This is a genomic window from Amycolatopsis lexingtonensis (assembly GCF_014873755.1).
In the GTDB taxonomy this organism is placed as follows: Bacteria; Actinomycetota; Actinomycetes; order Mycobacteriales; family Pseudonocardiaceae; genus Amycolatopsis; species Amycolatopsis lexingtonensis.
In genome coordinates, this window is sequence record NZ_JADBEG010000001.1 from 2,703,117 (window position 1) to 2,715,798 (window position 12,682).

Sequence of the window (12,682 nt, forward strand, 5' to 3'; positions counted from 1 at the left end):
ATCATGAGACCGGCCATCCGTCCCTTCATCGCGGGCCTCGCGGCCGTCACCGCCGCGCTGCTCGCGCCCGGCGTCGCCAACGCGGCCGCGCCGTCCAACGACGACTTCGGCGCCGCCACCGCCGTCACCGCGCTGCCGTTCACGGCGTCCCAGGAGTCCGGCGAGGCAACGAAGGCGCCCGACGACCCGGAGCCGTGCGGGACCGCCATCACCTGGAGCGTCTGGTACGACTACACCGCCACCGCGGACGCGCTCGTCCGCGTGACGCCGGCTTCCGGCACCGCCGCCCGGCCGTTCGTCGCGGTCTACACCGGTGACCGCGGCGCGCTGACGCCGGTGCCAGGCGCCTGCGCGACGTGGGGCAGTCCCGGGTCGGCGACGTTCCACGCCACCGCCGGGACGACCTACCACGTCCTGCTCGCCCAGCAGTTCAACCAGGGCGACCTCACCGTGCGGTTCGGCGTGGTGCCGCCGGCGCCGAACGACGACTTCGCGGACGGCGTAACGGTCGCGGTGCCCGGGCGGTACGCCGGCGACCTGACCGTGGCCTCGGGCGAGCCCGGCGAGGTCCGGGCGAGCTGCGATCCGGCCGCCGAACGGTCCGTGTGGTTCCGGTTCACGCCGGACCGCACCCGGTCGGTCAGCGTGCAGGCGCTGGCCGAGTGGGGCCCGGGCATCACGGTGTACCGGGGCGCGTCGCCGGCCGCACTGTCCGAAGTGGACTGCGTGGCCTCCGGCGACCGCCGCCCCGCGGTGTTCGCCGGCGTCGCCGGGGAGACCTACCAGATCCGGGTCGCCGATGACGCCGACGCGGCGTCGTTGTACGACATCGAGCTCGAGGCAGCCCCGCCGCTGTCGCCGTGGATCGGCGCGTACCCCGACACCCCGACGGTGTACGACGAGGTCACCCTCACCCCGTACTCGGGCGACAGCCTCCGCCGTGACTTCGTCAGCGGCGAGGTGCGCTTCGGTGACGGCGCCTCGGCCCCGATCACCGGCGCGCCCATCACGCACCGGTACGCCGCCGACGGCGACTACCGGGTCGAGGTGACCGGCTCGACCGCCGACGGCCGCACCGGAACCGCCGCCACCACGCTGAAGGTCGAGACGCACGACGTCGCGCTGTCGGAATTCGTCGTGCCGGCCCGGGCACGGGTGGACGAGACCAAGCAGATCAAGGTGTCGGTGGCGAACACCCGCTACGACGAGACGGTCACGGTCACGCTGTACCGGCTGAGCGACCAGGGTTACTACCAGCAGGTCGGGAAGTCCGAGCGGTGGGTGCCGGCGACGGCGGACCGCAAGGTGGTGTTCCCCTTCGCCTACACCTACACCGCGGCGGACGTCGCGGCGGGCAAGACGTCGTTCAAGGTGGTGGCGACCATCGACGCCCCCTACCCCGGCGACGCCAGGCCGGCCGACAACGAGCTCCTGGGGACGACGGCGGTCCGGGCCGGCTGAGTCACGCGGGCTGGTGGCGTCGCCAGATCCGGCGGGACGCCGCCAGCACGTCGCGGTGCTGAGCGGGTGGCGTCCGCCAGGTCCGGCTGACGCGCCCGGTGCTGTCGAACCGTGGCCAGCCCGGGTCGCCGGTCGCGGCGAAGGCAGCGAAGGCGTCGCGCATCGCGGTCGAGAGGGCCGGGAAGTCCGGGGGGACTTCCCGGCCGATCAGGCCGGCAGCGAGGGGCCCGTCGGGAGTGGTGAACGTGAACGGGACGTCGAGGCCGTGGCAGGCGCGCAGCGCGCCGTCGCGCGCCGGGCTCGGCCAGGCGAACTCGTACAGGTAGGTGGTCCGCCCGGCGTCGGCGTGGGCTTCGGCGCACCACAAGGCGGGTATCCGGAACAGCGCGTCCGACAGGACCAGTGCGTGCAGGTCCTCGTCGGTGCTGCCGGGGTTCCCGGCCCGGTAGTCGCCGACCGCGCTCGCGTCCAGGCCGCAGGCGCGGGCGGTGTCGGCCGGGTCGGTGGCCGACAGGTCCGCGTCCACGGTGAACACCCGGGCCTCGTCCGTGGTGAACCCGCAGACGAGTTCCCGGCCGATGCCCGAGGCGCGCTGACCCGCGCGGCTCCACGGCGGAGCGTCGAACAGTTCGCCGTCGATGCTCAGCGAGTACGGCGCGTTCGGGTGGGTCCACCGTCCCGGCTCCCCCGCCATCACCGCGACCGGTGCCATCTGGACGGCGTGGATCGTCTCGGACGGCACCGCCGCCAGTGCGTCGGCCGTCGGGCGGACATCGAGCTGTGCGGTGATCATCGCCGACACGGCACGGGCTTCGTCGGCCGGCACGAAGATCTTGCCCGGGCTCTGCGCTATCCCACGGCGGAAGAGCCCCGGCGCGCCGTCTGCGGTGATCAGGCCGGCGATCGACGAGGCGCCGGCGGACTGGCCGATCAGGGTCACCGCGTCCGGGTCACCGCCGAAGGCCCCGATGTTGTCGCGCACCCAGCGCAGTGCGGCGATCTGGTCGAGCACACCCCGGTTGGCCGGCGCGTCCTCGACCCAGCCGAAACCTTCGTACCCCACCCGGTAGTTCAGGGTGACCAGGACGATTCCCGCGGCGGCGAAGGCCGCGCCGTCGAAGTCGGTGGTCGCGGCGGTGCCGCCGAGGCACGCGCCGCCGTGGATCCACACCAGCACCGGCAGGCCGGAGCGCGTGACGTCGGGGGTCCACACGTTGACGGTGAGGCACTCCGGGTCGTCGCCGGGGTGCCACAACACCGGCTGCGGCACCGAAGAGCCGAAGGACCGGGCGTCGCGCACGCCGTACCAGCACCGTGCCGGAGCGGGCGGCCGGAACCGGCGGGCGCCCTCCAGGGGCGCGGCGTACGGGATGCCGCGGAAGACCGAACACCCCTCTCGAGACTCGCCTCGGACCGCGCCACCTTCCGTGCGGACAACGACATCCACCAGTTCCCCCTTGGCCACCCGACCGGCCCGACGCTAATATAGGTCACTGTACCAAAAAGGAGGCGCGGTGCCCAAGATCGTCGATCGGCGGCAGCGGCGTGACGAGGTGGCGGCCGCGCTGTGGCGGCTGGCGTACCGCGAGGGGTGGGACGCGGTGAGCCTGCGCCGGGTCGCCGCGGAAGCGGGGTTGTCGCTCGGCTCGGTCCAGCACTACTTCACCGGGACGGACGACCTCCTCGACTACGCGGTCGGGGGCGTGCTCGAAGTCCTCGACGAGCGGCTCGTCGAGCAGCTCACCACGCTGGCCGACCCACGGGACGCCGAGTCGACCGTCTGCCGGGTCCTGCAGAGCATGATCCCCGGCGCCGCGCCGGTGCCCGACGACGTCTGGCGGATCCAGGTACTGGCCTGGCTGACCGTGGTCACCCGGGCGGCCCGGAGCCCGGAGCTCACGGTGCGGCTGTCGGCCGGCGGCGACCGGCTCGCCGAGGCGATCGCCGCCGCCATCCGCCTGAGCGACGCTCGCCGCTCCCCCGGCGACGCGCACCGCGACGCGCGCGGCCTGCTTTCCCTCGTCGAGGGCCTCTTGCTGCACCTGGCGCGGCGTGCGATCGACCCCGCCGAGGCGGCCGGGTCGATCGCACGCTTCGTCGCGCTCGTCTTCACCCGGTGAGTCAGCTCGCGTGGACGAGCACCCCGCGGATGTTCCGGCCCTCGCGCAGGTCGCCGTACCCCTGGTTGATGTCCTCGAGGCGGTACCGGGTGGTCACCAGCTCGTCGAGCTTGAGCTGCCCGACGTCGATCCGGCGAGGTCCCGTGCCCGGTTTCCGGACGGTTTCAGCCGGGGACGCCGAGCGCGCGCATCCGGCTGTAGAGCGTCGTGCGGCTGACGCCGAGCCGGCGGGCCGCCTGCACCTTGTTGCCGTCCGTACCGCGCAGCGCTTCGACGATCGCGGCGCGCTCGGCGCGCTCGCGGCCGCCCAGGTTCGTCGTCTTCGGCACCGCCCGGTACTGCGGCGGCAGGTCGGCGAGGACGACGTCGCCGGTCGTGCGGTGCCCGATCACCTGGCGCAGCACCGTTTCCAGCTCGCGCAGGTTCGCCGGCCACGGCTGCGCGGCCAGCGCGGCGACCGCGCTGGAGGTGAACCGCAGCCGGCAGCCTGGCCCGAGTTTCGCCGCGATTTCCTTGACCAGCGCGGGGAGTTCGGCCGCGCGCTCGCGCAGCGGGGGCAGTTCGACGGTGGCCCGGCAGGTCGACGCGAGCCCCGCGGTCTCCGGGGCCGACCGCGCGTCGGACGGTCCGGTGAGGACAGTCGGCAGGTCGCCCCGCGCGGCGAGCGTCCGGACCAGCCGCGCGCGGAGCACCGGCGGGAGCAGGTGGATCTCTTCGACCACGAGCACGTCGTCGAGCGCGGCGGCCTCGTCGAGGCGGCGCGCCCACGCGGTTTCGCCGAGCACGGGCAGGTCGGTGGCGTCCAGGACGGTGCTCGCGCGGCCGTCCGCGACCGCGTGGGCGGCCCACGTGCGCCCGGTCCCCGGCTCGCCGCCGATCAGGACCGCGCCGCCGGTGCCGCGCAGGGAACTCAGCTGCCGCAAGGGATCGAATTCGGGGACGGCCACGGCGGGGGCCGCCGCGTCGGGTTCCAGTCGCAGCAGCGTGCCGTCGCCGGTGCCGGGGATCCGCTCGGCCAGCACCCGCACGCCCGCGCCCGAGCCGAGCGCCAGCCGCCGGGTCCAGGACTCGCGGTCCGGGCCGTCGAGGGCGAGCGCCCGCAGCACGCCGTGGTCGGCGGCGTCGAGCAGGTCGGTGGCGGCCTGGTTCATCAGCACGACGTCGGCGCCGAACACCAGCACCGGGCCCGGGCGCTCGCGCATGGCGGTCTGGAAGGCGTTCAGCAGCCGGCGTTCGGACAGCCGGGCCCCTTCCAGCAGGCGGCGCTCGATGTCGCGGACCGCGCGGACGAGGAACGGCGCCAGCATCGGGTTGGCGTCCCGGGTGATGCCGGTGATGTCGAGGACACCGGCGATCCGGCGGGTCACCGGGTGGTAGATCGGGTGGCCGTAGCAGCTGAACGCCTTGAGCGCCTCGACGTAGTGCTCACCGCCGTGCACGACCACGCCGCGGCCGACCTCGACCGGGGTGCCGAGACCGTTGGTGCCCGCGGACTCTTCGGCGAAGTGCCGCCCGGGCAGCGCCCCGATGCGGTCGAGCGCGCGCCCGACGGCGGTGTCGTCGCACCAGCGGTCGACGATGTTGGCCGAGCTGTCGCCGAGGACCGTGCAGAACCGGGTGCCCCGCAGCTCGTCGGCCATCTCGTCGAGGACGGGCCGGGCGGCCACGACCAGCCGGCTGGACCGGTCGACGGCCCGGAACGCGGCGCGCTCGAGCGCGTTGTCCGGCGCGACCCCACCGAGGCGCGCGCGGCGCCAGGACAGCTCGATTTCGGCGCGAAGCGACGTCTGTTCCCGCACGTTCCCGTCGCCTCCTCGCAGCCGGCGTCCGAGGGCGACGAGACGAACCCGTCGCGCCGTCGCGACTGCGGGGACAGTAATTGCACCCGGTGGCGAAATGGAAGGCCTGGTCCGAACGGCGGCTTCAGAACACCCGATCGGGCTAATCAAGCGTGCTGGGTGGTGGCGGCTTTCGGGGTCCGGGAACCGGACACCGGCGTCAGGCCGACGGGCCCTGACCGGTGCTTTCCTGGAGCTTGCGCCGCCGCGACGCCCACCGCTGGGTCTCCGAGGCGACGATCTCGTCGACGGCGGCGAGCAACGCCCGCCGGTCCGCCTCGCCGCGGCGCTCTTCGGGCAGCAGGCGGTACTGGTGGACGACGCTCCGCAGCTCCGACCAGCGGCCGATGAACTCGACCCAGTTCTCGTGCCAGTCGAAGGAGCGCCGCAACCCGGTCACGACCAGGGTGGCCGCGGCCAGCACGGCGGTGACCCAGGCGGTCGCCCCGAGCGCGGCGGCGACCGTGGTGGCCGCGGACCCGAGCAGCAACGCGACCTCGGTGGCCCGGTTCGCCACCCGGTTCCGATCGGCGTTCCGCCGGTACCACCCCAGCTCCCGCAGCGCGACGGCCAGCGCGGGATCGGGCTCATCCCACGGATCGACAGCGCCCCCGGCGCCCGGACTACGCGAATTCATGGCGCGACAGTAGCGCCCCGAACCGGCCTCACCGGACCATCCCGGCGACCACCCTCGGCTCCCGCCGGGCCAGCGCACGGACCCGGCCGGGCTCCGCGGCCACCCGCCCCTGCCACGACGAGCCGGTCACCACGGGCCCGCGGCACCTACATCTTCGCCGCACCCGCCTTGATCGCCTCCCGGATCCGCGAATAGGTACCGCACCGGCACACGTTCCGGATCTCGTCCAGATCGCTGTCGGTGATCTCCCGCCCCTGCGCCCGGACCTGCCGCACCTTGGCCACCGCCGCCATGATCTGGCCCGGCTGGCAGTAGCCGCACTGGGCGACGTCGTGCTCCAGCCACGCCTCCTGCATCGGGTGCAGGTCCGCGCCCACCGTGCCCGGCAGGCCCTCGATCGTGGTGACCTCGTCGGTGGCCTTCACGTCCGCCACCCGGACCGAGCAGGGGTTGAACGCCTTGCCGTTGAAGTGCGACGTGCACGCCTTGCAGACGTTGATGCCGCACCCGTACTTGGGCCCGCGCACGCCGAGGACGTCGCGCAGCACCCACAGCAGGCGCACGTCGTCGTCGACGTCGACGGTCACCGGCTGCCCGTTGAGGACGAAGGTGTGCTTGCTCAAGGGATCCTCCTCAGTAGGTGTGGTCGAGGCCGTCGGTCGGCGAGGCGGGCACGGGCGGGACGAACGTCTTGACCTCGAAGCCGATGGGGGCGTCGTGGTTGATCGGGAACCGCTTCGGGACCTTCCCGGTGGCGCGGGCGTACGCGCACGCGACGGCCGCGAACGAACACGCGACGGCCGCCTCGCCCGCCCCGCCGGGCTGTTCGCCGTGCGAGGGCATGACGATGGGGGTGAAGTCCGCGGGCACGTTCCACTGGCGGGTGTAGAAGTAGTTGTCCCAGCTGGCTTCCAGGAAGTGCCCGTCCTTGAGGTGGACGCTGCTGGTGAGCGCGAGCGCCATGCCGTCGGCGAACCCGCCCATCACCTGCGCTTCGAGCCCGCGCGGGTTCACCACGAGCCCGATGTCGATCGCGACGACGGCCTTCGTGACCCGGGGGCCGCCGACGCCGTCGCGGATCTTGCGGTTCACCGTCTCCGGGCGGCAGTCGATCTCGACCAGGCACGCGCTCGCGCCCTTGTACTCCTTGTGGATCGCGATGCCCTGCGCGCAGCCCGCGGGCAGCTGCCGTCCCCAGCCGCCGACCTCGGCGACCTTGCGGAGCACGCCCTTCACGACGTCGCTCTTGAGGAATTCCAGCCGGAAGTCCAGCGGGTCCTTGCCGACCGTCTTGGCCAGCATGTCGACCACCAGCTCGGCGGCGCAGCCGACGTCCGGCGAGTAGATGTTGCGCATCGAGCCGGTGTTGAAACGCTGGTCGGTCTCGGTGAGGAGCTGGTCGACGACGCCGAAGTTGTACGGCGCCTCCTGGGTGAGCGCGAAAATGGTCTCCGCGACGCCGAGGTTGGCCAGGCCGGTCGGCAGCTTCGTCGCGACCGCGGTGAGCGCCTCGCCGAGGCCGTGCCGGAACGACGTCTCGACCGAGGTGTGGCGCTGCTCGAACGTCAGCACGTTGCCGGCCAGGATCGTCGCGCGCACCCGCGAGGTCGCCATCGGGTGCAGCCTGCCTTGGCGCGGCTCGTCGGCCCGGTGCCACATCAGCCGGACCGGCTTGCCGAACGCCTTCGACGCCCGCGCGGCCTCGACCGCGTGGTCGTTGAACAGTTTGTGCCCGAACGAGCCGCCGCCGGTGATGACGTTGACCTTCACCTTGTCCTGCGGCAGGCCGACGGCCTGCGCGACCTCGCTCTGGGCGACGATCGGCGACTTCAGCCCGGCCCAGACCTCGGCGCTGCCCGCCCGGACGTCGGCGATCGCGGCGTAGGGCTCGAGCGCGGCGCTGGAGCGGAACATGAACTCGAAGTCCGCGTCGACGGTCTTGGTCAGCAGCGGCACCTTCGGCACGGCCAGGGGCAGCTCGGCCTTGCGCAGGTTCGCCAGCACCGATTCGTCGTCCTGGCCTTCGACGCTGCCGGGGCCCCAGTCGACGCGCAGCGCGCGCACGCCGTCGATGCACTGGCCGAACGTCTCCGCGCGCACGGCGACGCCGGTGGGGATCATCGCGACGTCGGTGACGCCGGGCAGCGCCAGCACGTCGGCCTTGTTGAGGATCGCCTTCGGGTGGCCGTTGAGCGTCGGCGGCCGGCAGACCATCGTGGGCAGCGCGCCCGGGACGTCGAGGTCCATCGCGAACTGCTTGCGGCCGGTGACGATGTCGTACGCGTCGACGCGGTTGCGCGGCTTGCCGAGCACCTTGAACTCCGACGCGGCCTTCAGCAGGCTCGGGTCGAGCGTGACCTGCTTGGTCTCGCTCGCCGCGGCCTTGGTGGCGAGCTCGCCGTAGGTCGCGGTCGAGCCGTCCGGCGCGCTGATCACCCCGGCCTTGGACTGCAGCAGGGCGATGTTCGAACCGAGCAGGAGCGCCGCCGCTTCGAGGAGCTGCTGCTTCGCGATCGCCGCGGCGACGCGGATCGGCGTGAACGTCGAGATCGTCGTGTTGGACCCGCCGGTCAGCTGGTTGAACAGCAGCTCCGGGCGCGCCGGGGCGAGGGAGACGCGCACCTTCTCCACCGGCAGGTCCAGCTCTTCGGCGATGATCATCGCCGTCGACGTGGTGATGCCCTGGCCCACCTCGGCCCGCGGCAGCTCGAACGCCGCCGTGCCGTCGGGGTGCACCGTGACGGTGATGAGCTGCGACGTCGGCAGCGCGGCGTCGGTGAGCGCGTCGTTGAGGTCGTAGAGCTCGGGCGGCTGCGGCAGCGACGGCACCGAGGCGGCGGCCGGGGAGCTCTGCCCCAGGTCCGCGGCGACGACCAGGGTGCCGGCCGCGAGGACGTAACCGAAGAATCCGCGCCGGGAGACGCCCCGGGGCGCGTTGCCGGCGTTCGGAGCGTCGTGGCTGAGGGTCACGCTGCTCCCCTTTCGAGGTGGCGGGAAGGGACCCACCGGTTCGGGCGGTGGTGGGAGATCACCCTGCCCCCTGGGGAGCGCGCCGGGTGTTCAACTTCTGGACACCCGGCGCGGGCCGCCGTGCGTACCCTGCCTCGACGTCAGCCGATGAGGTCGCGCTCGGCGAACTCGCCCGGGACCGGCCCCTCCCCCGCGTGCAGCTTCTCCTCGCGTTCCCGCAGCTCGACGCGGCGGATCTTGCCCGAAATGGTCTTCGGCAGTTCGGCGAACTCGAGCCGCCGGATCCGCTTGTAGGGGGCCAGGTTCTCCCGCGCGTACCGCAGGATCGCGGCCGCGGTGCCGGCGTCCGGCTCGTGCCCGGCCGCGAGGACGACGTACGCCTTCGGCACCGCCAGCCGGACCGGGTCGGGGGACGGGACGACGGCCGCTTCGGCCACGGCTTCGTGTTCCAGCAGCACGCTTTCCAGCTCGAACGGCGAGATCCGGTAGTCCGACGCCTTGAACACGTCGTCGGCCCGGCCGACGTAGGTGAGGTAGCCGTCTTCGTCGCGGCTGCCGACGTCGCCGGTGTGGTAGAAACCGCCGCGCATGACCTCGGCGGTGCGCTCGGGGTCGTCGCGGTAGCCCGCCATCAGGCCGAGCGGGCGGTCACGCAGGTCGAGGCAGATTTCGCCCTCGTCGCCGGGCTCGCCGGTCGCCGGGTCGACGAGCACGACCGGGTACCCGGGCATCGGGCGGCCCATCGACCCGGGCTTGACGCGCTGGCCGGGCGCGTTGGCGATCTGGACGGTGGTTTCCGTCTGGCCGAAGCCGTCCCGGATGGTGACGCCCCAGGCCCGCTCGACCTGCTCGATGACCTCGGGGTTGAGCGGCTCACCGGCCCCGACGACCTTCTTCGGCGGGGTCTTCAGCGCCGTCAGGTCGGCCTGGATGAGCATCCGCCACACCGTCGGCGGCGCGCAGAAGCTCGTCACGCCGCACCGGTCCATCTGGGCCAGCAGCGCCTTCGCGTCGAACCGGTCGTAGTTGTGGATGAACACCGTCGCGCCCGCGTTCCACGGCGCGAAGACGTTGCTCCACGCGTGTTTCGCCCAGCCCGGCGAGGAGATGTTGAGGTGGACGTCGCCGGGTTCGAGCCCGATCCAGTACATCGTGGACAGGTGGCCGACCGGGTAGCTGGCGTGCGTGTGCTCGACCAGCTTCGGCAGCGCCGTCGTGCCGGAGGTGAAGTACAGCAGCAGGGTGTCCGACGCCCGGGTCGGGCCGTCCGGGGTGAAGGCGGGCTCGCTCGCGTAGGCCCCGGCGAAGTCCAGCCAGCCCTCGGCGGGCTCGCCGACGGCGATCCGGGTGTAGCCGCCGTCGGGGAACTTGGCGGTGTCGCGGTCACGGGCCACGACGTGCCGGACGCGGCCGCGGGTGACGCGGTCGGGCAGGTCGGCCGGGCCGAGCAGGGTGGACGCGGGGATCACGACGGCGCCGAGCTTCATCGCCGCGAGCAGCACCTCCCACAGCTCGACCTGGTTGCCGAGCATGAGCAGCAGCCGCTCGCCCCGGCGGACGCCCTGCGCGCGCAGCCAGTTCGCGACCCGGTTCGAGCGTTCGGCGAGCTCGGCGAACGTGTACTTCGCTTCGCTGCCGTCCTCCTCGACCAGCCAGAGGGCGGGCCGCGTGGCGGACTCCGGGTCGGCGGCCAGCGCGTCGAACCAGTCGAGCGCCCAGTTGAACTCGGTCAGCTCGGGCCACCGGAAGCCGGCGACGGCCGCGTCGTGGTCTTCGCGGTGGTCAAGCAGGAACCGGCGGGCGGACCGGAACGGCTCGTCAGTCATGGGCTCTCCTCGTCGAGTGCGGGGACGTATCATCCGGAGCACCCGACCGGGCCGGCTACCCCCGGGCGGGGGTACCGAAGGAGGTCCACCGTGGTGCTGCGGCCCGCCGACGACGACCTCTACCGGCGTGCCCTGCGGGGCATCCGGCAGCGCACGGGGGTGCCGCTGGCCTTCGCCGGCCGGTTGCGCGAGCGCCGCCTGGTGCTGTCCCACTTCCTCGGCGCGCGGACGGACGGGCTGCACGACCTGCGGGTCGAACCGGGCAAGGGCGTCGGCGGCACGGTGCTCGCCCGGCTCCGCCCGCACGGGGTGTCCGACTACCGGGCCGCGCGGTCGATCACCCACGACTACGACGACCCGGTGCTCGGCGAGGGCATCCACGCGACGATCGCCGTCCCGGTCGCCACCCGCGGCCGCGTCGACGGCGTGCTGTACGCGGCGGTCCGCGACGACCTCCCGCTGGGCGACCGCGCGACCGCCGCCCTGCTCGCCGTCGCCGACGGCGTGGCGCGCGAGCTGGCCATCCGCGACGAGGTCGACCACCGCCTGGAGCTGCTCGGCGCCGCCGCACCCGACGGACTGCGCGCCGAGCTGGCCGCCATCGCGGCCGACGCGCCCCCGGGCCCGCTGCGGGACCGCCTGCGGCGCCTGTGCGAACGCTTCGAGGGCCCCGCCCCCGCCGAGACGTCGTTGTCCGCCCGCGAACTCGACGTCCTCGGCGAAGTGGCCCTGGGCTGCACGAACGCGGAGGCCGCCGCGCGGCTCGCGCTGAAGCCCGAGACCGTCAAGGCGTACTTGCGCAGCGCGATGGCGAAGCTCGGCGTGCACCGCCGCCAGCAGGCGGTGCTCGCCGCGCGCCGGCTCGGCGTCCTCCCCTGACCGTCAGAGCCGCGGGAACAGCCGCGAGCAGTTGCGCGTCGTCAGCTCGCGCCAGGTCGTGCCCGCCGGCTGCGGTGCCGCGTCGATGCTCGCCAGCTGGGCGGCCACCGCCGCCGGCGGGGTCCAGCAGAAGTCGCTGCCGTACAGCAGGCGCTCGGTGCCGAACGCGCGCTCGAACGCCGGGACCTGGTGCGGGAACGGCGTGCCCGCGATGTCGAACCACAGCTCGCCGATCTGCCCGGGCACCGTCGGGCCGCCGGACTCCCCGGCGAACGCCGTGCGGAACAGCTCGAGGCGCTCGGCCAGCAGCGGCAGCACACCGCCGCCGTGGGTGAAGATCCACGGGATGCCCGGGTGCCGCGCCGGAACGCCCGCGAAGACGAGGTCGCTGACCGCGCGGCCGGTGTCGTAGAGGAACTCCAGCATCGGCCGCGGCCTGCCGAGCGAAATCCCCTCGGCGTGTGGAGGTGACGTCGGGTGCACGAACACCGGCGTCCGGCGGCGTTCCAGCTCCGTCCACAACGGACCGAACGCCGGGTCGCCGAGGTAGCGGCCGGCCGCGTTGGTCTCGATCGTGACGCCGTCGCTGCCCAGTTCGTCCACGGCGTAGGCGAGTTCGGCCAGCGCACCGTCCACATCGGGCAGTGGCAGCGATGCGAAGTGCCCGAACCGGTCCGGGTGCGCGCGGCGGACCGCCGCGCCGGTGTCGTTGACGTGCCGCGCGAGTTTCCGCGCCGCGGCGTCGTCGCCGAAGTGGACGCCCGGCGACGAAATCGACAGCAGGGAAACCGCGACGCCCCAGCGGTCCATCAGTTCGAGGTGCGTCGAGGCGTCCCAGTTCGGCCAGCCGGGCATGCCGTCCGGCCGGGCGTGCCCGGCCGCGATCGCGGCTTCGACGTACTCCGGGGTGAGGAAGTGCGCGTGGACGTCGACCAGTCCGCTCATGCGCGG

The 12,682-nt window shown here is 73.4% G+C and carries 10 protein-coding genes and 1 pseudogene; 3 read left to right on the forward strand and 8 right to left on the reverse strand.

What is annotated here, in order from left to right; translation table 11 throughout:
- Nucleotides 1-3: 3 nt before the first annotated feature.
- Nucleotides 4-1,461: a hypothetical protein gene (locus H4696_RS12395; RefSeq protein WP_086859396.1), complete on the forward strand. Its 1,458-nt coding sequence runs from the start codon at nucleotides 4-6 to the stop codon at nucleotides 1,459-1,461.
- Nucleotide 1,462: 1 nt separating this feature from the next.
- Here the strand turns inward: H4696_RS12395 and H4696_RS12400 are convergent, their stop codons facing one another.
- Entirely contained in the window at nucleotides 1,463-2,908 is a 1,446-nt protein-coding gene (locus tag H4696_RS12400) for a carboxylesterase/lipase family protein (RefSeq protein WP_086859393.1), read from the reverse strand.
- Between the two features lie 67 nt (nucleotides 2,909-2,975).
- Between H4696_RS12400 and H4696_RS12405 the strand changes: the two genes are divergently transcribed.
- On the forward strand, nucleotides 2,976-3,581 hold the full coding sequence (locus H4696_RS12405; protein ID WP_086859391.1) for a TetR/AcrR family transcriptional regulator: 606 nt from the start codon (nucleotides 2,976-2,978) through the stop codon (nucleotides 3,579-3,581).
- Nucleotide 3,582: 1 nt separating this feature from the next.
- On the opposite strand, the pseudogene H4696_RS12410 reads toward H4696_RS12405, so the two are convergent.
- From H4696_RS12410 to H4696_RS12435, 6 genes and pseudogenes are all read right to left on the reverse strand, one after another.
- Nucleotides 3,583-3,702, reverse strand: a pseudogene (locus H4696_RS12410) (alcohol dehydrogenase); the annotation flags it as partial.
- A 43-nt stretch (nucleotides 3,703-3,745) separates the two neighbouring features.
- On the reverse strand, nucleotides 3,746-5,380 hold the full coding sequence (locus tag H4696_RS12415; protein WP_086859389.1) for a sigma-54-dependent Fis family transcriptional regulator: 1,635 nt from the start codon (nucleotides 5,378-5,380) through the stop codon (nucleotides 3,746-3,748).
- Nucleotides 5,381-5,579: 199 nt separating this feature from the next.
- Nucleotides 5,580-6,056, reverse strand: a complete 477-nt coding sequence (locus H4696_RS12420; protein ID WP_086859386.1) for a DUF4231 domain-containing protein — start codon at nucleotides 6,054-6,056, stop codon at nucleotides 5,580-5,582.
- 146 nt (nucleotides 6,057-6,202) lie between these two features.
- The gene (locus H4696_RS12425) at nucleotides 6,203-6,679 is read right to left on the reverse strand and encodes a (2Fe-2S)-binding protein (protein ID WP_086859384.1); all 477 of its coding nucleotides are present in this window, start codon (nucleotides 6,677-6,679) and stop codon (nucleotides 6,203-6,205) included.
- A 10-nt stretch (nucleotides 6,680-6,689) separates the two neighbouring features.
- On the reverse strand, nucleotides 6,690-9,026 hold the full coding sequence (locus H4696_RS12430) for a molybdopterin cofactor-binding domain-containing protein (RefSeq protein ID WP_086859382.1): 2,337 nt from the start codon (nucleotides 9,024-9,026) through the stop codon (nucleotides 6,690-6,692).
- A gap of 140 nt (nucleotides 9,027-9,166) precedes the next feature.
- Entirely contained in the window at nucleotides 9,167-10,852 is a 1,686-nt protein-coding gene (locus H4696_RS12435; RefSeq protein ID WP_086859380.1) for an AMP-binding protein, read from the reverse strand.
- Between the two features lie 90 nt (nucleotides 10,853-10,942).
- Here H4696_RS12435 and H4696_RS12440 point away from each other — a divergent pair, with 90 nt between their 5' ends.
- Nucleotides 10,943-11,731: a LuxR C-terminal-related transcriptional regulator gene (locus H4696_RS12440; RefSeq protein WP_249026977.1), complete on the forward strand. Its 789-nt coding sequence runs from the start codon at nucleotides 10,943-10,945 to the stop codon at nucleotides 11,729-11,731.
- Between the two features lie 3 nt (nucleotides 11,732-11,734).
- Here H4696_RS12440 and H4696_RS12445 read toward each other — a convergent pair whose 3' ends face one another.
- A complete protein-coding gene (locus H4696_RS12445) occupies nucleotides 11,735-12,676 on the reverse strand; it encodes an amidohydrolase family protein (RefSeq protein WP_086859378.1) in 942 nt (313 codons plus the stop codon).
- Nucleotides 12,677-12,682 lie beyond the last annotated feature (6 nt).